21 protein-coding genes are annotated in these 19,006 nt (G+C 68.2%); 6 read left to right on the forward strand and 15 right to left on the reverse strand.

Features of this window, described 5'->3' with window-relative positions; genetic code table 11:
* Positions 1-10: 10 nt before the first annotated feature.
* From G3T14_RS00905 to G3T14_RS00920, 4 genes are all read right to left on the reverse strand, one after another.
* Positions 11-370, reverse strand: a complete 360-nt coding sequence (locus G3T14_RS00905) for a hypothetical protein (RefSeq protein WP_163639129.1) — start codon at positions 368-370, stop codon at positions 11-13.
* A gap of 330 nt (positions 371-700) precedes the next feature.
* Positions 701-1,609, reverse strand: coding sequence for an MBL fold metallo-hydrolase (locus G3T14_RS00910; protein ID WP_163639130.1), 909 nt, complete (start codon positions 1,607-1,609; stop codon positions 701-703).
* A 262-nt stretch (positions 1,610-1,871) separates the two neighbouring features.
* Positions 1,872-2,999, reverse strand: coding sequence for a murein L,D-transpeptidase family protein (locus G3T14_RS00915; protein WP_246732844.1), 1,128 nt, complete (start codon positions 2,997-2,999; stop codon positions 1,872-1,874).
* 306 nt (positions 3,000-3,305) lie between these two features.
* Positions 3,306-5,852, reverse strand: a complete 2,547-nt coding sequence (locus G3T14_RS00920; RefSeq protein WP_163639132.1) for an ABC transporter ATP-binding protein — start codon at positions 5,850-5,852, stop codon at positions 3,306-3,308.
* Positions 5,853-6,237: 385 nt separating this feature from the next.
* On the opposite strand from G3T14_RS00920, the gene G3T14_RS00925 reads away from it, so the two are divergent.
* The 4 genes from G3T14_RS00925 (at position 6,238) to G3T14_RS00940 (ending at position 9,068) form a co-directional block, all read left to right on the forward strand.
* Positions 6,238-7,053, forward strand: a complete 816-nt coding sequence (locus G3T14_RS00925; protein ID WP_163639133.1) for a class II glutamine amidotransferase — start codon at positions 6,238-6,240, stop codon at positions 7,051-7,053.
* 162 nt (positions 7,054-7,215) lie between these two features.
* A complete protein-coding gene (locus tag G3T14_RS00930) occupies positions 7,216-7,953 on the forward strand; it encodes a sigma-70 family RNA polymerase sigma factor (RefSeq protein WP_163639134.1) in 738 nt (245 codons plus the stop codon).
* 236 nt (positions 7,954-8,189) lie between these two features.
* The gene (locus G3T14_RS00935) at positions 8,190-8,600 is read left to right on the forward strand and encodes a DUF1236 domain-containing protein (protein ID WP_163639135.1); all 411 of its coding nucleotides are present in this window, start codon (positions 8,190-8,192) and stop codon (positions 8,598-8,600) included.
* Between the two features lie 213 nt (positions 8,601-8,813).
* Positions 8,814-9,068 (forward strand): hypothetical protein, encoded by a 255-nt coding sequence (locus tag G3T14_RS00940; protein ID WP_163639136.1) that lies wholly within the window; start codon positions 8,814-8,816, stop codon positions 9,066-9,068.
* Between the two features lie 25 nt (positions 9,069-9,093).
* Here G3T14_RS00940 and mscL read toward each other — a convergent pair whose 3' ends face one another.
* The 4 genes from mscL to G3T14_RS00960 form a co-directional block, all read right to left on the reverse strand.
* Positions 9,094-9,522: a large conductance mechanosensitive channel protein MscL gene (mscL, locus tag G3T14_RS00945; RefSeq protein WP_163639137.1), complete on the reverse strand. Its 429-nt coding sequence runs from the start codon at positions 9,520-9,522 to the stop codon at positions 9,094-9,096.
* 80 nt (positions 9,523-9,602) lie between these two features.
* Positions 9,603-10,472: a CDP-diacylglycerol--serine O-phosphatidyltransferase gene (pssA, locus tag G3T14_RS00950; protein WP_163639138.1), complete on the reverse strand. Its 870-nt coding sequence runs from the start codon at positions 10,470-10,472 to the stop codon at positions 9,603-9,605.
* Between the two features lie 13 nt (positions 10,473-10,485).
* A complete protein-coding gene (locus tag G3T14_RS00955; protein ID WP_163639139.1) occupies positions 10,486-11,196 on the reverse strand; it encodes a phosphatidylserine decarboxylase in 711 nt (236 codons plus the stop codon).
* Positions 11,197-11,360: 164 nt separating this feature from the next.
* A complete protein-coding gene (locus G3T14_RS00960) occupies positions 11,361-11,783 on the reverse strand; it encodes an organic hydroperoxide resistance protein (RefSeq protein ID WP_163639140.1) in 423 nt (140 codons plus the stop codon).
* Between the two features lie 216 nt (positions 11,784-11,999).
* Here G3T14_RS00960 and G3T14_RS00965 point away from each other — a divergent pair, with 216 nt between their 5' ends.
* On the forward strand, positions 12,000-12,617 hold the full coding sequence (locus G3T14_RS00965; RefSeq protein WP_163639141.1) for a MarR family winged helix-turn-helix transcriptional regulator: 618 nt from the start codon (positions 12,000-12,002) through the stop codon (positions 12,615-12,617).
* 60 nt (positions 12,618-12,677) lie between these two features.
* Here the strand turns inward: G3T14_RS00965 and G3T14_RS00970 are convergent, their stop codons facing one another.
* Positions 12,678-13,040, reverse strand: a complete 363-nt coding sequence (locus G3T14_RS00970) for a cytochrome c family protein (RefSeq protein WP_163639142.1) — start codon at positions 13,038-13,040, stop codon at positions 12,678-12,680.
* A 307-nt stretch (positions 13,041-13,347) separates the two neighbouring features.
* Here G3T14_RS00970 and G3T14_RS00975 point away from each other — a divergent pair, with 307 nt between their 5' ends.
* Positions 13,348-14,781 (forward strand): FAD-linked oxidase C-terminal domain-containing protein, encoded by a 1,434-nt coding sequence (locus G3T14_RS00975; protein WP_163639143.1) that lies wholly within the window; start codon positions 13,348-13,350, stop codon positions 14,779-14,781.
* 127 nt (positions 14,782-14,908) lie between these two features.
* Here the strand turns inward: G3T14_RS00975 and G3T14_RS24610 are convergent, their stop codons facing one another.
* The 6 genes from G3T14_RS24610 to G3T14_RS01005 form a co-directional block, all read right to left on the reverse strand.
* On the reverse strand, positions 14,909-15,229 hold the full coding sequence (locus G3T14_RS24610; protein WP_204262529.1) for a hypothetical protein: 321 nt from the start codon (positions 15,227-15,229) through the stop codon (positions 14,909-14,911).
* A 36-nt stretch (positions 15,230-15,265) separates the two neighbouring features.
* Positions 15,266-16,060: a peptidoglycan-binding protein gene (locus G3T14_RS00985; protein WP_163639144.1), complete on the reverse strand. Its 795-nt coding sequence runs from the start codon at positions 16,058-16,060 to the stop codon at positions 15,266-15,268.
* A 172-nt stretch (positions 16,061-16,232) separates the two neighbouring features.
* Positions 16,233-16,931 (reverse strand): hypothetical protein, encoded by a 699-nt coding sequence (locus G3T14_RS00990; protein ID WP_163639145.1) that lies wholly within the window; start codon positions 16,929-16,931, stop codon positions 16,233-16,235.
* Between the two features lie 31 nt (positions 16,932-16,962).
* Positions 16,963-17,808, reverse strand: a complete 846-nt coding sequence (gene rlmJ, locus G3T14_RS00995; protein ID WP_163639146.1) for a 23S rRNA (adenine(2030)-N(6))-methyltransferase RlmJ — start codon at positions 17,806-17,808, stop codon at positions 16,963-16,965.
* A 10-nt stretch (positions 17,809-17,818) separates the two neighbouring features.
* Complete coding sequence (locus G3T14_RS01000; RefSeq protein ID WP_246732845.1) at positions 17,819-18,463, reverse strand: ribonuclease T2; 645 nt, start codon at positions 18,461-18,463, stop codon at positions 17,819-17,821.
* Positions 18,464-18,483: 20 nt separating this feature from the next.
* Positions 18,484-18,951, reverse strand: coding sequence for a hypothetical protein (locus G3T14_RS01005; RefSeq protein WP_163639148.1), 468 nt, complete (start codon positions 18,949-18,951; stop codon positions 18,484-18,486).
* Positions 18,952-19,006: the final 55 nt, after the last annotated feature.

Here is a 19,006-nt window from a genome sequence, read left to right on the forward strand (position 1 = left end):
GGCGCCGCCGTCAGGTGCGCCAGATCCGGTGCCGGACGGCGGCGTTTCGTGCATCGTCCTCCGCGGCCGGGATACCGACCAGGACCCGGGCGGGGGTGGTGTAGACGAGGTGGACCGCGCCCGACGACACCCCGCCGCACCCGATACAGACCGCATAGGTCCAGCGCTGCCACAGATCGGTGTTGCGCTTGTCGACCGCTCGCTGCCGAAGCCGCGCCTTGTCGATGAAGCCCTTCAATTCCAAGGCCTTGGCGTCGCTCGTCGGGTCCAGCTTCTGTGCGGGCGCCGGTCTTGGCCGGGCAGGCTGCTGTGCCGAAACGGGACCGCCGATGAGCAGCAAAGTTCCCATACCGTAGACCCATGCACGCATGTGAAGCTCCTGAGATTTCAGAGCGCATTCCCCAGTTGCGATGGCCTACGAAGACGCAGTTCGAAAAGTTTCACGCCGGTTCGACAAATCGAAAATTTTCTGCTCGGCCCCGGAGCGATCCTGAATGCTACCGGTCACTTGGACTGATCACTGAAGAATTTCGATCCAGAGTCGTTTTCGGCCGACAGACCGAATGATTGCTGACATTTCAAATCGTCGGATCGGTTCGCACAGCAGAGTCGGGGCGATGGACAGGATCGTTCTACGACCGTGCGCGTGTCGTCCTGCGATCTGCAGTGCAGCCTGTCCAGGATGGCTGCGGAGAACCGATCAGGCCGTCAGCGCGAGCGCCGGTGCAGCGATCCGGGCCGGGGCGCCGACGGCGACGGTCTGGCGCTCGCGCGCGATGAAGGCCGTGGGCATGATCGCCTGCATCTCGGCCTCGACCTTGCGCAGCATCGCATCGGTATGGGCCGGGTGGAGATGGATGATCGCCATCGCCTTGACCCCTGCGGCCTGGGCCAGCTCGGCGCCCTTCTGCCAGGTCGAATGGCCCCAGCCACGGCAGACCGGGTACTCGCAGTCGGTGAACATGCCGTCATAGACCATCAGGTCTGCGCCGCGCACGAAGTCCAGCAGGGCCGGATCCGGCCACGGATCGGAATGCTCGATGTCGCTGATCACGCACAGGCGCCGGCCGGCATGGTCGAAGCGGTAGCCCACCGAGCCCTGCGGATGATTGAGCAGGATCGTGTCGACCTTCGATCCGTCGGCGAAGGTCAGGGTCTCGCCGGCCTTGAAGCCGTGATGCGCGAGCCGGCACGGCAGGATGTCGAGGGTGACGGGAAACAGCGGCGGCGAGAACAGACGGTCGAGGGTTTGGGTCGCGCAGGCACCGTCGAGGTTGCCGCACCAGGTGTTGATGGTGCGCTCCGGGTCGAGCACCACTGGTTTGAAGAACGGCAGCCCGGCGGTGTGGTCGAGATGGAGATGACTGAACAGGAGATCGATCTCCTTGGGCAGCGCACTGGAGACTTCGTCGCGATAATGCCGGCCGCAGGCGTTGAGCCCCGACCCCGCATCGAGCAGGAACAGGCGGGTCCCACAGCGAATCTCCATGCACGGCGTCGAGCCGCCGAACTCGACGTAATCCGGGCCGCTGACCGGGGTCGAGCCGCGGACACCCCAGAAGCGCAGGGAAAGGCCATCGTCCGCGTGCGAACCATTCGACACTGTCATCGCTCGATTACCAATTGCCCGATCCGCGAGGGTCGGGAACCCCTTCGTCGCGCCGCAGCGCTTCTCTCGTCTCAAGGACGCCAATCTCCGCAAGGATGTCGATCCTCGCAAGTCGGCGGGTGGCATGGTGCCGGAATCGAAGTGGAGCAAGCCTTGAGGTAGTAAGCCGGGTCTGCACCCGATGTGCGACGACGCACATGGCTTGGGGTCCGCTGACATGGTCGAGCCCCGCCGTGGCCGCGGCGCCACGGGGCGGAATGCGTCATCGCTGCGCGACGATCTCGACTGCGGGCGGAACCGCCGGGGGGGACACAATCCCCGACAGGCTGGCCCGTATCAGGCGCGGCAGCGTGTCGGCATAGGCGGTGAGAAGCGGTGCGAACCGCGCCGGCGCGGTCTCGTAGGCGGGCACGAATCCCGGCATCCGCGTGAGCCCGAACGCCGAATCGGGGGCGATCCAGCGCGACCACACCGCCTGCGCCACCTGAACCGGCGCCGGACGGTGGCGGGCGGCGATCACCACCACCTCCTGCCCGGCATAGGCCAGGGCCTCGGGCCGGCTGACATCGCCGAGTGGGACGCCCTTGGCGGCGAGGGCGGCCCAGAACGCGTGCTGGCCACCGTCGGAATAGGTGGTGCGCACGGCCGCGCTCCCATCATCGACGAGGCTGGCGATTCGCGCCTCCTCCTCGGCCCGGCGGGTGCGCACCAGTGCCTCGCGGGCGGGGTCCTTCGCCGGGGCGAAGGCGTAGCGCCCGTCCGCCACGGTGACGACGGGCTCCTCGCCCAGCGCCTCGAACCGGTCGGAGCCGGCCTTCAGCTGACGCCAGAAGTCGATATTGGGATCGGTGCGGTGGCGGGCCATGTTGAGCGCCGTCATCCGGAACGGATAGGACTGGAATTGGAACGCCGTCTGCCCGCCGCCGAAGGCGTCGCGGGCGATGGCGTAGATTTCACCCACCACCGCATCGGTCATGGCAAAGCAGCCCATGGACGAGCACACGCCGTGCACCATCACCGCCGAGCCGGTGGAGCCGTGGGCTCGGTCGTAGGCGTTGGGATAGCCGACGTCGAAGGAGAGATAGTAGCTCGAATTCGGGTTCATCTGGCGCTGGGGCACCGTGTAGAACCCCTCCGGGGTCTGGCGGTCGCCGGTCTTGCGCTTGGGGCCGAGCTGGCCCGACCAGCGGCAGATCGGGAAGGTCTTCACGTGGACGAAGCGGCCGCTGGCCGCCCGCTTCCAGACCTCGATCTCGCTTTCCTTCTTGTAGGCCCGGAACAGCACCGGCGCCTGGGCCGTGGTGCCGCGCGCCTGCATCAGCGCCAGGGTGGCGGCCGGGATCGGCGCGAAGGCCTTGCCGGTCTCGGCCGAAGCCTGAGCCGCGAGCAGGACGCCGCAGACGAGCAGGCCGTAGCGCGTGAACGGCGCGCCTCTATCGGCTCGCACAGTTCGCTTGACGGGCAAGTCTCGCTGGACGGGCAAGGTTCGCTTGATGGGAAAGACCATGCGCGGCCCGAGGATGAGCGACCCGTCCGGCAACGCCGCCGACGCCGTGCAGGATGCACGCGCCCTTGCGTATCGCATCCCAATGGGGCCGCAATAGGGGGCGCGGGAAAACCCGAGGGATTTGGCTCCGCGCGTTTTTCTCCCGGTCGCGCCCACTCGCCCCCGCAAAGCCGGAGGGTGCCGGGCGGCTCACGCCGCCACGACGGTATTGCGTTCCACCCGCAGAACCGCATCGAAGGGGGCGTCGTCGCTGAGCGCCGCGGCGTCGGGCAGGCAGACGATGAGACCGCGCCCGGCGAAGGAGCCGCGCAGGGCGGTCAGGCGGGGCTGGATTTCCTCTGCCTTACGGTCTTCCAGCGCGATGGCGATCACCGCGATGTCGGGCCGGCGCACCAGGCAGCGGGCGAGATCGATGGCGATGCGCTCGCGCGAGCCGATGGCGTTCTCGCCGAGACTGGCGCCGCCGCCGCCAAGGCCCGGCTCGACCCGGCTGTCGAGTCCGAGCCGGTAGACCGTCGGTTCCAGCCCCTCGTCGGCGAGCACCCGGCGCACCAGCGCCCGCACCCGCGCCTCGGCGCCGGCTTCCTCGCCGTTGATGCGGCCGAACAGGATGTTTTCCTCCAGGCTCGCCGCGGCGGTGAGCGTGCCCGGATCGTAGAACTCGACATGGGCGCGCAAGGAGGCCGGCATCAGCTTGGCGAAGGATTGGCGCGCCGCCACCAGACGCTCCTCGAAGGCCGGGTCGACGAGGCCGAAGCGATGCTTCGTCTCGCTGTAGCGCAGGGCCAGACCGATCAGGCGCTTGCGGTCGCGCTGGCCCGGGCCGCCGCGGCGCCAGCCCTTGGCTTCCGGCTGGCGCCCGACCAGATCCTCGAAGAAGCCGCGCTCGGAGGCCGGGAACAGCGAGAACGCATCGAAGAGCGGATGGTCGTCGGGCAGATCGGCGAAGATCTCGACGAGGCTGCGGGCGACCTGCAGGCCGATTTCGGTCAACGACCGGGTGAGGTCCTCGGCCTCCAGCACGGCGCGCAGGTACGGATGGGCGGCGATGCGCTCGGGGGCGAAGGCCGGGCCCACCGCCTCGCCGAACAGGATGTTCTCGCCCACCGTGGCCTGGTGGTTGTAGCGGGCCGGATCGAACGGCTCGACGAGGCGGCCGACCTTGTCGGCGGCCAGGGCCGCACGCACCGCCCGGCGGGCCGCCACCACCGCGCGGGCCACGTCGGGCTCGGCCACCGGATCGACGGTGCCTTCGAGCCCGCGCGCATACACGAAGGCATCGAGGCCGATCATCGACAGGGTGGCGACGAGATCCTCGGCCGACGGCTCGGAGCCGGCGCCGTACAGGATGTTCTGGCGCAAGGTGCCCTCGATGAGGATCGCCTCGGCGCCGGCGAGCGCGATGCGGCGGGCGCGTTCCTCGGCGGAGAAGCCGCGAAGCTCGATGCCCGCATAGGTGACCGCGCCGGCGGTGGGCTCGAGCTGGCCCGCCAGGACCGCCGCGAGCGCCCGCGCGCCGCTGCCGCGCTCGCCCAGGATGGCGACATGGCCGGGCATCGGCAGGATCACGTCCACGGCGGCGAGGCGCTCGCCGGTGGCCGGGTCATAGGCGCCGACCTCGCGCGCCACGAGGTCGCCGCCCTCGGGGAAGACGGCGTTGTGGGCGGGACGGGGCGGGCTGCGGCCTTCGAGCAGCGGCAGGGCCAGGGCGACGGTGCGGAAATGCGGACCGACGTCGGCGTAGACACGCCCGAGACGCAGCGCCACGGCCAGCGCCACCACGGCCAGCGCGAAGCCGCCGCCGGCGGCCAGCAAGGCGCCCGGCGCCACTGCCGGCGAGACGCCGTCGCGCCCGCGCCAGAGGGCGACGGCTACGACGATGGCCGGCAGCAGGATCCCGAGCGCCATCGAGGGCGCACGGGCATAGGCGAGGGCCGATTCGGAGGATTCCAGCGCGTCGCGGGCGGCCTTGCCCTTGGCGGCCAGCCGCGCGCGCTCGAACGCCGCCGCCCCGTGGGCGCGCACCGCCGGCATCCGGCGGATGAGGTCGGCCAGCGCCCGTTCGGCGGTGGCGCTCACCCGCGTGCGCAGGGCGGACCGGTGTCGCGCCCGCCGCAGGATCAGGGCGCGGGCGAGGCCGGCGGCGAGGAGCCCCACCGCCACTGTCGGCACGAGGCGCGGCGCCGCGAGGCCGGCCAGGACCAGGGCGAGCAGGATGGCGCCCAGGGCCATTGCCGGAACGAGCAGGCCGAGGCCGAACAAGGTGTCGAGGCGGCCGAGCATCTCGCCCAGCGCCTGGGCCAGGGCCCGCGCCTCGTCGCGCGCGCTCGGGGGCGCTTTGAGGATCGCCTCGGTGATGCGGGCGTTGAGGCGGGCGACGGTGCGGGTCTGGGCGATGAAGCACAGCCGCGCCACCGCCCAGCCGAGTCCGGCCGAGGCGACGGCCGCCACCGCAAGGCCGAGGAAGGCAGCGCGGACGAGGTCGGCTGCGGCGAGCGGCCAGCCGGCGAGCAGCACCAATGGACCCTCGGTGGCGGGACGCCATGGCAGGGTGGCGGCGATGCGGAGGAAAGCGCCGCCGCCTGCGGAATCCTGCACCAGCACTCCGACGAGGTCGCGCAGGCACACCAGCGCCAGGAGCGCGAGCGGCCCACCGAGCCCGAGCGTCAGCCCGATGGCGGCCGCGTGTGCGCGCGGGGCGGACCGCCAGGTGAAGACGATCGGATCGCGGTCCATCGGCATCTCTGTCCGCACGCCCCGCATGGCCGGGGCTCGACAGGCGGCTTAGAGGATCGGGACGGACGGTGGAAGCGTGGCGGCGCACGCCGGGCGACCGGGGCATCGCCCCGTGTGACCGTCCGATCCGAGCCGATCGGCGGGGAACCGCAGGGACTGCGGTGGTCTTTCACCCTGGCTGGGTCCGTCTCATGCGGAAGCGCGTCGGCGCCGACGGCGTTCTCACGGACGTCGCAACGGGCTCTATCTTATTGCTTTCGCATGAGATTATCGAAGAAAACCCGATTCCACTTCTGCGCCTCATGCGCTAGACCTCGAAGCGCGCGTGATCCGCGATCTCCCGGCCGTCCCGGCCGCCCCTCAGCGAAGCACCCCCGAAACCCCCATGTGCGAACTGCTCGGCATGAGCGCGAACGTGCCCACCGATATCCGGTTCTCCTTCGCGGCCCTGGCGCGACGCGGCGGCGAGACCGGGCCGCACGCGGACGGCTGGGGCATCAGCTTCTACGAGGGGCGGGGTGCACGTGCCTTCCACGAGCCGGAGCCGAGCGCGCAATCCGAACTCGCCAGGCTGCTGCGCCGGACCCCGATCAAGAGCCGCATTGTCATCGCGCATGTGCGCAAAGCCAATCGCGGCCGGGTCAACCTCGAGAACACCCACCCGTTCAGCCGGGAATTGTGGGGCCGGCGCTGGACCTTCGCGCATAACGGCCAGCTCAAGGGCGTGAAGAAGTGGCCGCTCACTTGGTTCAAGCCGGTGGGCTCCACCGACAGCGAATATGCGTTCTGCTGGATGCTCGATCAGCTGCAGGCGCGCTGGCCGGACCTGCCGAGCCCGTCGCGGCTCGACCGGGCGGTGGCGGACCTCTGCGCCGAACTCAACGGGCTCGGCGTGTTCAACATGCTGCTCTCGGACAGTCGCACCCTCTACGCCCATTGCGGCAAGCGCCTGTGCTACCTCACCCGCTGCGCGCCCTTCGGCACCGCCACCCTGGTGGACGAGGATTGGCGCGTGGATTTCGCGCAGGAGACCGGGACCAACGACGTGGTCACGGTGATCGCCACCAAGGCGCTGACCCGCGACGAATGCTGGACCGATGTCGAGCGCGGCCACGTCCTGTCCCTGCGCGACGGCGCGGTGCGCATCCTCAAGCCCGGCGGCACGGTCCCGGTGCGGGTGCCGCTCCCGTGTGGCTGTTGATGGGATGTGGCTGTTGATGCGACACGGGACGCAACCCTGACGGTTAACCGCCGGGATGCGTGTCCTGATGGGATGCGCTACAACGCCCCGACACGACAGGTCTCGCGCGGGCTTCGACCCTGCGCTGCCTCTCTCCCGCGATCGATCAGAATACGACGAGCCATGACACGCGACGCGACCGAGACTGCCCCCGAGACCGACACCACGGCGGATGGCCGCCCCAACCTGTCGTCCAACATCCGGACGCATCTGGGTGAGCATCTGCGGACGGTCTACGACCGGCTGCCTACCGACGAGCAGCCGGGCCGGTTCGCCGAACTCATCGAGAAGCTCGAAGCAGCCCTGCGCGCGCGGGGCGAGGCGGTGGAGCCGGAATTCCGCAACGGCCTGCTCGCCGCCGTGCCGAGCCTGCGCGCCTTCGCCCTGTCGCTCACCAGCAACCCGGCCCGCTCGGACGACCTGGTCCAGGACACCCTGCTCAAGGGCTGGCAGCATCGCGCCCGCTTCCAGCCGGGCACCAACCTGAATGCGTGGCTGTTCACGATCCTGCGCAACATCTTCTACTCGGACCACCGCAAGCGCGTGCGCGAGGTCGAGGACCAGGACGGGTCCTATGCCGCGCGCCTGGCCACGGCCCCGCACCAGGGCGACCGCCTCGACGTGGAAGACCTCCAGACCGCGCTGGCCAAGCTGCCGCCGGATCAGCGCGAGGCGCTGGTGCTGGTCGGCGCCGAGGGCGTCTCCTACGAGGAGGCCGCGGCGATCATGGGCTGCAAGGTCGGCACCGTGAAGAGCCGCGTCAGCCGGGCCCGCGGCCGCCTCGCCGAGCTCCTGGGCTACGACGAGGAAGACCTGAGCTCGGACCGCCTGATCCAGTCGGCAATGCCCAAGGACGCGTGAGTCCGGTTTCGTCGCCAGCGGCGACGTCCGGCGTGGGTTCTCGGTCCTGATCGGCAGGGGGCAATCGCAAGCCTCTGAAAAGCCGAGTGATTGCGGTAGCGTAACCGCATCGCGACACGTCAGTGATCATCCGGCCCTGGTTTTTTTGGCATCCCTTTCGGCGGGTCGCACGTTGATGCCCTGAACCCGGCAGCGCCTCACGGCGTCGCGGGAAACCCGTTCAGGAGACCCGAACCATGACCATGAAGACCCTTCTGGCCGCCACGGCCATCGCCCTTAGCCTGCCCCTCGCCGCCCAGGCCCAGGGCCTCGTCCGCGGCGCCGAGCGCGGCGCTCAGGACGGTCGCGATGCTGCCGGTCCGCTCGGCGCCATCGTCGGTGGTGCGGTCGGTGCGGCCACCGGCACCGTGGGCGGCATCCTCGGCATCGACGACCGTCCCCGCTTTCGCCAGTACGTCGACCGCGAGCGGCACTCGTCCTATGCGTATGACGGCGACGTCCGCGTCGGCACCGTCCTGCCTGGGTCGGGCGTGAGCTACTACGACGTCCCGTCCGAGTACAACGCCCGCGGCTCGCGCTACACCATCGTCAACGACCGCACGGTGCTGGTCGATCGCAGCGGCCGGATTCTCGAAGTCATCGAGTAGTCGAAATCGTGGTGTTTCCGCACCTGATATGACAAAGCCCCTCGGCGAAGCCTTCGCCGGGGGGCTTTTTATTTGACCCGTTTGCGCAGCGATCGATGTACGATCGAGAAATTCATCGATGGTATCGGCACGCCGTGCGGTAGGTTCGGCAACGCAAGCCCGATTCGGCCGTTGGACATGCTGCTTCAGGAGCATCCACCAGGAGAATCCACGATGAGTCCAGACGAGACCTCCACCGACGCGGCGCTGCCCGAGCCGGTGCGCGACCATCTCGGCCAGCAATTGCGCTCGATCTTCAGCACCGGCGAAGCCGTGCCGCAATATCTCGGTGATCCGGTGGTGCCGGAGATGTTCGAGCCGCAGATCAAGCGCCTCGAGGTCCGCCTGAAGACCCACGAAGAGGGCACGGATGCGGTGGAGCACGCCCTCGAGGGATTGCTCGGCGATCTCGTCCCGCCCAAGGCGTGATCCGACTCCGCCGAGCGGATTCCGATCAGACCGTCGGGCGGGTCGCGAGAAGATCGCGGATTTCACCGAGGATCTTCACGTCGGCCGGCACTTCCGCCACGGCCTCGGGCTTGGCCTCTTCCTGCTTCTGAAGCTTGTTCATCGAGCGGATGACCAGGAACAGCACGAAGGCGACGATCATGAAGTTGAGCGCCACGGTGATGAACTGGCCGTAGCCGATCACCGCGCCCTGCTTCTTGGCGTCGGCGTAGGCCGCCCCCTTCTGTACCGATGACGAGAGCGAGAGATAGTAGTTCGAAAAGTCGAGGCCACCGGTGACGGCGCCGATCATCGGCATGAAGACGTCCTGGACCGCCGACGTCACGATCGCCCCGAAGGCCGCGCCGATGATGACGCCGACCGCGAGGTCGACGACATTGCCGCGCAGCGCGAACTTCTTGAATTCTTCCAACATCTATGGCTCCGCCCGGTCCGATCTTCCGAATCGCTGGGTTCAACGTAGGGAATGCCGCAGCGCGGCGACAGGCCGGCGGCTCAGCTGTCCACGGCGCGATCGTGCTCCGTGCCCTCGGCGTCGTCGTCGTCGTCCGGGATGGCGGTCGGCGCGGCACGCTCCTCGGCCTTGGCCCGGCGCCGGTACTGCGCCGCACCGATGGGCAGGGTCACCAGATAGCCGACGCTCGTGGCCACCATCGCCTCGAACGGGAAGCTGATGAGCAGGCCGAAGGCCGCCACCACGACGAGGAAGATCGGCAGCACCGCCTCGCGGGGCACCCGCTTGCCCACGGTCTTGCCGGAGAAGGTCGGCACCGTGGACACCACCAGGAGCGCGATGCACAGCATGTAGCCGAGCACCACCGGGGCGGCCCAGCGCTCGACCGGCAGGCCGAGGAAATGGAGATAGAGCGGCAGCAGCACCGTGAGCGCACCGGCCGGGGCCGGCATGCCGACGAAGAAATCCTTCTTCCAGGCCGGGCGATTGGGATCGTCGAGCATCGCGTTGAAGCGGGCAAGACGCAGGGCCATGGCGATGGCGAAGATCAGCGCCACGATCCAGCCCACCGCACGCAGCTCCTTGAGGGCGAAGCCGTAGAGGATCAGGGCCGGGGCGCAGCCGAAATTCACGAAGTCGGCGAGCGAATCGAGTTCGGCGCCGAAGCGCGACGTGCCCTTCAGCATCCGCGCCACCCGGCCGTCGATGCCATCGAGGAAGGCGGCGGCCACGATGGCGATCACGGCCGGCTCGAACTTGCCCTCGAAGGCGAGCCGGATCGCGGTCAACCCGAGGCAGAGCGCCATCAGGGTGATCATGTTCGGCGCGATCATCCGCAGCGGCACCGGCTTGAACCGGCGCGGCCGGGGCTCGTTGGCGTCGGGCGCGAACGGCGGGAACAGATCGTCCATGCGGCCAGCCTCCTCAGATGCGCCGGAAGCTGCGCTCGGGACCACCGCCGAGATCGGCCAGTACCGTCTCGCCGGCCACTGCCTTCTGGCCGAGCCCCACCAGCACGCGGGTGCCGACGGGCAGGTAGACGTCGACGCGCGAGCCGAAGCGGATAAGGCCGAAGCGCTCGCCGACGTTCAGGGTATCGTTGGCCTGGACCCAGCCGACGATGCGGCGCGCCACCAGGCCGGCGATCTGCACTACGCCGATCCGGACGGGGGCGCCCCGGTGGGTGGTCTCCATCACGAGGCCGTTGCGCTCGTTGTCGTCGCTGGCCTTGTCGAGCTCGGCGTTGAGGAACAGGCCCGGCGTGTAGTGGATCTGGCCGATCCGGCCCGTCACCGGTACCCGGTTCACGTGGCAATCGAACACGTTCATGAACACCGAGATGCGCAGCATCAATTCCTGCGGCAGGTCGAGTTCGGGCGGCGGCAGAACGGTGGAGATCAGGTTCACGCGGCCATCGGCCGGGGACACCACGAGGCCGTCGCCTACTGGCGTCACGCGCTCGGGATCCCGGAAGAAGTAGCACACCCACAGGGTGAGGATCAGGAAGATCCAGCCGAAGAACTGGGCGAAGTAGCCGGCGATCACCGTCAGCACGATGCCGATGAGGATGAAGGGATAACCCTCCTTGTGGATCGGCACGAGCGTTCGGCGGATCGTCTCGAAGAGATCGGACATGGGTCTCCAGACTGCTTGTCGTCGGAAGGCGCCACCGGGGCGCCTTCGGGCAGGCGCCCCTCTTAAGGCACGCCGCGCCCCGCGTCATACGGTTTTGGTGCGCAGGCATGCGGGTTTTCGCCCGTCGACACGGCCACGGGACCGCGCCGACGGACAGATTCGGCTCAGGCGGCCGAGATGTCGACCTGGATGTTGCCGCGGGTGGCGTGGGAGTACGGGCACACCACGTCGGCGCGCTTCACCAGGTCTTCGGCCACCGCATGGTCGAGGCCCGGCAGGGTCGCCTTGAGGGTGACCACGAGACCGAAGCCGGTGCCGTCGTCGCGCTGGCCGATGCCGACAGTGGACTCGACCTTGGCGTCGTCGGCGATCGTCACCTTGTCCTTTGCGGCGACGAACTTGATCGCGCCGAGGAAGCAGGCGGCGTAGCCTGCGGCGAAGAGCTGCTCGGGATTGGTACCGGAGCCACCGCCGCCGCCGAGTTCCTTGGGCGTCGACAGCGTCACGTCGACGACCTTGTCGTTGGTGGAGGCGTGGCCTTCACGGCCGCCGGTGGCCTGAGCGTGGGCGGTGTAGAGAGCTTTCATGACGTCGTCTCCGAGCAAAGGGGTGACAGGGGATTCGCCTGCCGGTCGATTGCGCACAATGCAGTTCCATTTCGCATGAAACTCGATTGCGCACAATCATGTTTCCTCGTTGCGCGCCTCGATCGTGCGCAATATGAGTCAACTCTAAGATAGGAATGTGCGGCCGGTGGTTCACCCTATCCGGCCGCAGATCGAAGTGAAGAGTGGAGCCAAGGCATGTCGGGCCGGCAGCAGAACCGGTCCGGAGACGACGTCCGGACCTCACAGGATATCGAGCGGACCGTCGCGATCGCGTCCGGCGACGTTCAGCGACAGAGCGCGCAGAGCCTCGATGCGCAGCTGTGCTTCGCGGTCTACGCCGCCGCGCACGCTTTCGGGCGTACCTATCGCACGCTCCTGGCCGGCCACGACCTGACCTACCCGCAATATCTCGTCCTGCTGGTGCTGTGGGAACATGACGGCAGCACCGTCAAGGAGATCGGCAACCGGTTGTTCCTCGATTCCGGGACGCTGACGCCGCTCCTGAAGCGGCTCGAGGCGTCGGGCCATGTCCGGCGCGCCCGCGACCGGGCGGATGAGCGCCAGGTGAGCATCCTCCTCACGCCGAAAGGCCGGACTCTGCAGGGCCGGATGGAATGCGTGCCGGGCGACGCCGGCGGCCTGACCGGCCTCGATCTCGACGGCCGGCGGGCTCTGCTCGATATCCTGGTGAACTTGCGCGGCGCGCTGCATGCGGGCCCGGAGGAGGCCATTCGGAACACTGCCAAGGCCGATCCCAGCGCGAAGACCACCAAGAAAAAAGCCGCCCCCGCCAGAGCGGGAACGGCATCCTGAACGGACCGGCCCGTCGAAGACGCGCCGGCCGGATCGGCCTGAGGCTTTAGCCTCTGAGATTCAGGACTTGGTCTTGAGGTAGGCGATGACGTCTTCGACCTTCTTGGGATCCTTGAGGCCGGGGAAGATCATCTTGGTGCCGGGCACCTTCTTCTTCGGGTCGGTCAGCCATTCCGTGAGGTTGGCCTCGTCCCAGGTGATGCCGGAGGCCTTCATGGCCGCGGAGAAGGCGTAGCCATCGGCACCCTCGCCGGCCTTCGAGCCGACGACGCCCTTCAGGGTCGGGCCGACGCCGTTCTTCTCGAAGTTGTGGCAGGACTTGCACGGCGCGAAAGCCTTTTCGCCGGCGGCGGCATCGCCCTCAGCCTGTGCGGAGATCGGGAGCAGCATCGCAAGCGCGGCGCCGAGGATGAGATGACGCATCGTGTGTTTCCTCCGTGGAGCGGCTTTAACCGCCTGGGCTTATGGCAGAGCTTACAGGTTTAGAACAGGTCGAGACAAGAACGTGCGAACGTTCGTGACGCGGGCTGCGGCGAAAGGAAGCTTTTCGCATGACGTCTGGTTCCGCCCCGGGGCGACCGCGACGAACCGGATGCGCCGGCCCCCGGTTTGCCCTAGAATCCTTTTCCAAGATGCTGCCCACCCCTCGGCCGTCCGTCCGCCACCTTTCCTTTAGGCGACTGTAGCTGAGCGGTTGCTGAAGCGGCGATACGTCCGGAGGAATGTCCCCATGTCGATCGCCTTTCCCGTGCCCGATGCCGGCATCGTCGCCCGCCGCGATGCGATCATCGCCGGCCTGGCCCCGCTCGTGGCGGCGGAAGCCCTGGTGACCACCGAGGACGAGCGTCGCGCCTTCGAGACCGATGGTTTGACCGCCTATCGTAAGATGCCGCTGGCGGTGGTGCTGCCCTCGACCACGGCCGAGGTCTCGGCGGTGATGGCCTATTGTCATGCCAATGGCGTGCGCGTGGTGCCGCGCGGGGCCGGCACGTCGCTGGCCGGCGGAGCCATCGCGCAGGAGGATGCGGTGATTCTCGGCGTCGCCAAGATGAACCGCGTTCTCGCCGTCGATTTCGCGAACCGGACGGCGCGGGTCGAGTCCGGCATCACCAACCTCGCCATCTCGGGCGCGGTCAGCCACGAGGGCTTCTTCTACGCGCCCGACCCGTCGAGCCAGCTCGCCTGCACCATCGCCGGCAACATCGCGATGAATTCCGGCGGGGCGCATTGCCTCAAATACGGGGTGACCACCAACAACCTCATGGGCGTGACCCTGGTGATGAACGACGGCACCGTGGTGGAGATCGGCGGCGAGCACCTCGATTCCGGGGGCTACGACCTGCTCGGACTGATCTGCGGTTCGGAAGGCCAGCTCGGCATCGTCACCGAGGCCACCGTGCGCATCCTGCGCGCCGCGGAAGGGGCGCGTCCCGCCCTGGTCGGGTTCTCCTCGGTGGAGGATGCCGGCGCCTGCACCGCCGCGATCATCGCCGCCGGCATCATCCCGGTGGCGATCGAGTACATGGACCGCGAGGCGATCCTGATCACCGAGGATTTCGCGCAAGCCGGCTATCCGCGCGACGCCGAGGCGATGCTGATCATCGAGGTCGAGGGCTCGGACGCCGAGTGCGCGGCGATGCTGGGCCGCATCGAGGCCATCGCCAGCGACTTCCGGCCGACCAGCATCCGGGTCTCGAAATCGGAAGCCGAATCCGCCGCGATCTGGAAAGGCCGCAAATCCGCCTTCGGTGCCACCGGCCGGATCTCCGACTACATCTGCATGGACGGCACTATCCCCACCGGTCAGCTCGCGCTGGTGCTGGAGCGCATCGGCGCGATCTGTGCCGAAAAAGGCCTGCGCGTCGCCAACGTGTTCCATGCCGGCGACGGCAATCTGCACCCGCTGATCCTGTTCGACATCAACACCCCCGGTGAGATGGAGAAGGCGGAGGCGGCCGGCGACGAAATCCTCAAGCTCTGCGTCGAGGTCGGCGGCTGTCTCACCGGCGAGCACGGCGTCGGCATCGAGAAGCGCGAATTGATGCGCTTCCAGTACAAGCAGGACGACCTCGATCAGCAGATGCGGGTGAGGAACGTCTTCGATCCCGGCTGGCTGATGAACCCGGCCAAGGTCTTCCCGCTGGAGGGCCGCGTGGCCGCGTGAGGCGGGGTTGTCTCGGCGATCGGGCCGGGGTCCGCCATCGCGCATGGCAAAACCCTCGCGCACGGCGGTCCGGCCAACCGATCCGCAAGACGGGCGCTGTTCGATGGCCTCGGAACCGGGTCTCGGGTCAGTGGGATGGCGACGGTGCCAGGAGGCCCGCGAGCGCACCCACGGCCGCCGAGCCGAGGGCGATCAAGCCCTCCGGCGCCGGCTTTTCACCGGCATAACCCAACAGGATCAAGCCGATGGCGACGATGATGAGCACGCCGCCGAGAAATCCGACCACCATCCGATAGACCCACTTGTCCCCGGTCAGGGGAAGCGCCTCCTTGGCCGCTGCGGCGGCACTCCGCAAAACCTCTCCAGGGTCCTGCTTGAGCTTGGCGACGGTATCCGCGTCGCCCAGGACCGCGTTCACCAGAAAATCCGCCGATCTCGCTTCAGCCATCCTCGCCTCCTCCGGCGTCCCCTCGAAAGCAGCCGCTCACGGAATGTCCGGCGCCGATTGCCGCAAGCGGGTCAGCGTAGCGTCGTCGACGATTCCGGTGATCTTCAGTGCGTTGCGCCGCTGAAACTCCATCACCGAGGCCCGCGTCGCGGTACCGAAGATGCCGTCAGCCGCAATCTCACCCGAGATCGCCAAGGCGAGCCGACGCTGTACCTCGACCACCTCTGGGCCGCGATCGCCGAACTCCACGACGCTGTCCTGCACGATTGGTGTCCTGGAGATCAGCCGGCCGGCCTTTTGCCATTCGCGGATCAATTGATCCGACGCTTCGAAGTGCATGGCATCTTCAGTCGGAAAGGCGGCGCCCCAATAGAAGCCGTGCTTGTTGAAGATCGGATAGATCGCGAGCAATCCGCGCTGCGCCCGGCCATCGCCGCGTTTGTCGAGTACGCCGTCGATCGTGAGATCGATGGCGGTTCCCCAGGAGTGGTTGCTGATGGCGCTCGCGCTGCCGCGCACGTAGCGGCAGCACAACATGCCCATGTTACCCAATAAGTCGTGGATGTCGGGATGCTCGTCTTTCACCTCCAGAAAGATAGCGCGGAGCGTGTCGACGGCCGGCTTCAGTCCTTTTGCCTTGAATGGCCCGACATCCTCACGAACCACAAGCTTGATGAGATCGGGATTGGTCGGGTCTAGGCAGTCGCTCGTGTAATGCGCCCTTGGGCTGCCGAGGACTTCGAGCATCGTCGCATTTCTGGCGCCGCGGAGCTTACCGTTCAGCTCTCGACGCGCTGCGTCCAGGGGAATGGTTTCGGTCCATTTTGACATGGAATCACTTCCGAGACTCGTTGCGTATCACTGCCGCAACCCATTCTCGGATTATCACCATAGGTTATATAATATCGCAATAATTAACTTGAGATTGTCTTTAATCTATCCAGAGAGAATTTGGGCGGTCTGATCAATCGCGGGCGTCGTCGTGTCCTCGGCGCCGACGCGATCAGTCGGATGAGACGTCCGCTGCTGGAGTATCGCCGCGCTGGGCGATCCAGAGCACATGACGGCTGCCTTCCGGCTTGCGCGCCGAAAAGCGAATCTCCTCGACGGAGAAGCCGCACCGGCGCAACCGTGCCTTGAACCTGCGATCGGGCCCGCCCGACCAGACGGCGAGGATGCCGCCCGGCCGAAGGGCGTAATGCGCCCGCCGGAGTCCCCACGCGTCGTAGAGGCGGTCGTTCTGCCGCCGCATCATGCCCGCGGGCCCATTGTCGACGTCGAGGAGGATCGCGTCGTACTTGGCCGGGCCCGACTGGATGAGGCGGTTCACATCCGCTTCGACGAGGTCGACCCGCGGGTCGTCGAGGCTCCCACCGAAGAGATGCGTGAGCGGCCCGCGCGCCCAGGCGATCACGGCCGGCATCAGTTCGGCGACCACCACCTCGGCGTGGAGACCGAGCGCGTCGAGGGCGGCGCGGAGGGTGAAGCCCATCCCGAGACCACCGATGAGAAGTCTCGGAGCGGCGTGATCGCGAAGCCGCGCGCAGGGCATTGTGGCCAGGGCCTGCTCCGAGTCGCGGTCCCGGTTGGTCATCAACTCCGCCGTCCCGACCCTGATCGAGAAGGTATCCCCCTGACTCAGGAGCTGCATCGGCGCTGCGCCGCCCGGGATCTCCGCGCTGTCGATGAGGGTCCAGGGCATGACCGGGCCATCCCCAGCCGCGAAGGGGGGCTTAGGCTTGCGCACCGAACGCCTCGCAGCGGAAGGCGCCATAATCGGTGCGGGCCAGCCGTTCGGCCAGGGCCGGCAGGAACAGCATCGCCTCCTCGGCAAGTGTCCAGGGCGGGTTGATGATGAGAAGGCCGTTGCCGTTGAGCCGCGTCGGGTCGGGTTCGGAGACCAGCAGGTCGAGGCGCAAGGCCGGGCGCGACAGCGTGCGGTGGAGCTCCGCCACCACGCGGTCGACATTCGCCACGTCCTTGATCGGGTACCACGCCAGGTAGGTCCCGGTGGGCCATTTGGCGACCGCCTTGATCAGCGCCGCGCCGAGGCGGTCGATCTCGCCGAGTTCCTCGTAGGGCGGGTCGATGAGCACGACGCCGCGGCGCTCGGGCGGCGGGATCAGCGCGGGTAACGCGACCCAGCCGTCGCGATGCATGACCTTGGTGCGCGAATCCTGATTGTAGCGCTCGCGCAGGATTTCGGCGTCGGCGGGGTGCAGCTCGACGAAGACACCCTTGTCGGTGGAGCGCAGGAATTCGCGGATGATGGCCGGCGAGCCAGGATAGGTGTCGGCCCCGTGGCGGGCCTGCGTGGCGGCCACCGCCGCGCGATAGGGGGCGAGCAGCGTCTCGACGGCCTCCGGGAACAGCGTGTCGAGCCGGCCCCATCCGTCCGCCGCCTCGCCGGTGCGCCCGGCTTCATCCCCGGTCAGGTCGTAGAAACCGAGACCCGCATGGGTGTCGATGGCCCGGAACGGCGTGGCCTTGGCCTGCAGGTGCGTGAGCACCCGCGTCAGCACGAGGTGCTTGAGGACGTCGGCGAAATTGCCGGCGTGGAAGGCGTGGCGGTAGTTCATGCGGCGGCAATCAGCGCGCGGCGTCGATGGCGATCTCGCCCGCGCGGCAATTCTGGCGCGCCACCTCCGGACAGGGGGTGAAGCCGCGCAGATCCTTGGAGAAGCAGATTCGCACCTCCTGCAACTGCCCGCGCACGCAATTGATCGACATCATGTCCGGGCGCAGGCCCCGGTTGGCGGCCACGAATTGCCGGGCGATCTCGATGGGCGCGGCGCGGGTGGCGCCGGTGAGGCCTTTGTAGGCGTCGGGAATCGTCACCGCCTCGCGGGCGGCCCGCGCCGCGCGGAAATACGACATCGGGTCGAGGCCCGAGCAGGTGCCGTGCTTGCGCCATTCGTAACGGGCGAGGCCCTCGCTCGGATAGACTTCGCCGGCCGCCTCGATGGCCTGTCGCGTGGGAGACCGCTCCACCGCCGAGCAGTTCGACGGATATCCGCGGGTGTATTGCGGCCACAGCCCGTGGACGACGAAGCCGAGGCCGCGTCCGGGACGGCACTGGCCGTTGGCCTCGCGGCGGGCTCCGTCGCTCTCGCAATAGGTCGGCGACCACGACAGGGCGAGCACGTAGAAATCGAATTCACCCGGCGCACCGCGCTGGTCGTAGCCCTGTGCGGCCGCGCCGCCGGCGGCACCGACGAGCAGGGCTCCGGCCAGAACGGCCTTGGCGACGAAGCTCACGGACGGGCTTCGCGGCAGGCCGTGGCGTAGGCGTAGGAGCGGTTGCGGTCGAGGCCGTGGACACAGAACTCGATGCCCCAATCGGCCCCGATGATGCCGAGCCCGTCGCGCACGGAGTAGTCGACCTTGCGGCGCAGGCCGTCCGAGGTGGTGGCGACGGCGCTGCAATAGCGGCGCGGGTAGTAATCGAGCCCCCAGGGGCGCCAGGCCGTGCGCTCGATCTGCTCGTAGCGCACGATGGTCAGCGCCGAATTCCAGAACTTCGCCTCCTTCTCGGCGAAGTGCGAGGACAGCCGCTCGAGCACCTCCGGGGCCTGGCAGCCCGGAATATCGGCGTCGAAGTTGAACTCGCGCTCCTCGGCCGGCGTGACCTCCTCGCGGCCCGAGCGGGCGAGCGCGGGCTGGAGGGCGGCGGCCAGAACGAGGGCGGCCGAGAAAGTGGCGGAGAGGAGATTCGGGCGCATGCCGGCAATCTTATGCTGGAGTCCGTCGGTTGCGCGGAACGATGGCCGCTGGCCC

The sequence above is a fragment of the Methylobacterium sp. BTF04 genome, from assembly GCF_010692745.1.
Taxonomy (GTDB): domain Bacteria; phylum Pseudomonadota; class Alphaproteobacteria; order Rhizobiales; family Beijerinckiaceae; genus Methylobacterium.

What these genes read in the sequence shown, in the direction of transcription:
- G3T14_RS00905 (WP_163639129.1), bottom strand. Translation starts at nt 370, where the DNA reads ATGCGTGCATGGGTCTACGGTATGGGAACTTTGCTGCTCATCGGCGGT.
- G3T14_RS00910 (WP_163639130.1), bottom strand. Translation starts at nt 1,609, where the DNA reads ATGACAGTGTCGAATGGTTCGCACGCGGACGATGGCCTTTCCCTGCGC.
- G3T14_RS00920 (WP_163639132.1), bottom strand. Translation starts at nt 5,852, where the DNA reads ATGGACCGCGATCCGATCGTCTTCACCTGGCGGTCCGCCCCGCGCGCA.
- G3T14_RS00925 (WP_163639133.1), top strand. Translation starts at nt 6,238, where the DNA reads ATGTGCGAACTGCTCGGCATGAGCGCGAACGTGCCCACCGATATCCGG.
- G3T14_RS00930 (WP_163639134.1), top strand. Translation starts at nt 7,216, where the DNA reads ATGACACGCGACGCGACCGAGACTGCCCCCGAGACCGACACCACGGCG.
- G3T14_RS00935 (WP_163639135.1), top strand. Translation starts at nt 8,190, where the DNA reads ATGACCATGAAGACCCTTCTGGCCGCCACGGCCATCGCCCTTAGCCTG.
- G3T14_RS00940 (WP_163639136.1), top strand. Translation starts at nt 8,814, where the DNA reads ATGAGTCCAGACGAGACCTCCACCGACGCGGCGCTGCCCGAGCCGGTG.
- mscL (WP_163639137.1), bottom strand. Translation starts at nt 9,522, where the DNA reads ATGTTGGAAGAATTCAAGAAGTTCGCGCTGCGCGGCAATGTCGTCGAC.
- pssA (WP_163639138.1), bottom strand. Translation starts at nt 10,472, where the DNA reads ATGGACGATCTGTTCCCGCCGTTCGCGCCCGACGCCAACGAGCCCCGG.
- G3T14_RS00955 (WP_163639139.1), bottom strand. Translation starts at nt 11,196, where the DNA reads ATGTCCGATCTCTTCGAGACGATCCGCCGAACGCTCGTGCCGATCCAC.
- G3T14_RS00960 (WP_163639140.1), bottom strand. Translation starts at nt 11,783, where the DNA reads ATGAAAGCTCTCTACACCGCCCACGCTCAGGCCACCGGCGGCCGTGAA.
- G3T14_RS00965 (WP_163639141.1), top strand. Translation starts at nt 12,000, where the DNA reads ATGTCGGGCCGGCAGCAGAACCGGTCCGGAGACGACGTCCGGACCTCA.
- G3T14_RS00970 (WP_163639142.1), bottom strand. Translation starts at nt 13,040, where the DNA reads ATGCGTCATCTCATCCTCGGCGCCGCGCTTGCGATGCTGCTCCCGATC.
- G3T14_RS00975 (WP_163639143.1), top strand. Translation starts at nt 13,348, where the DNA reads ATGTCGATCGCCTTTCCCGTGCCCGATGCCGGCATCGTCGCCCGCCGC.
- G3T14_RS24610 (WP_204262529.1), bottom strand. Translation starts at nt 15,229, where the DNA reads ATGGCTGAAGCGAGATCGGCGGATTTTCTGGTGAACGCGGTCCTGGGC.
- G3T14_RS00985 (WP_163639144.1), bottom strand. Translation starts at nt 16,060, where the DNA reads ATGTCAAAATGGACCGAAACCATTCCCCTGGACGCAGCGCGTCGAGAG.
- G3T14_RS00990 (WP_163639145.1), bottom strand. Translation starts at nt 16,931, where the DNA reads ATGCCCTGGACCCTCATCGACAGCGCGGAGATCCCGGGCGGCGCAGCG.
- rlmJ (WP_163639146.1), bottom strand. Translation starts at nt 17,808, where the DNA reads ATGAACTACCGCCACGCCTTCCACGCCGGCAATTTCGCCGACGTCCTC.
- G3T14_RS01005 (WP_163639148.1), bottom strand. Translation starts at nt 18,951, where the DNA reads ATGCGCCCGAATCTCCTCTCCGCCACTTTCTCGGCCGCCCTCGTTCTG.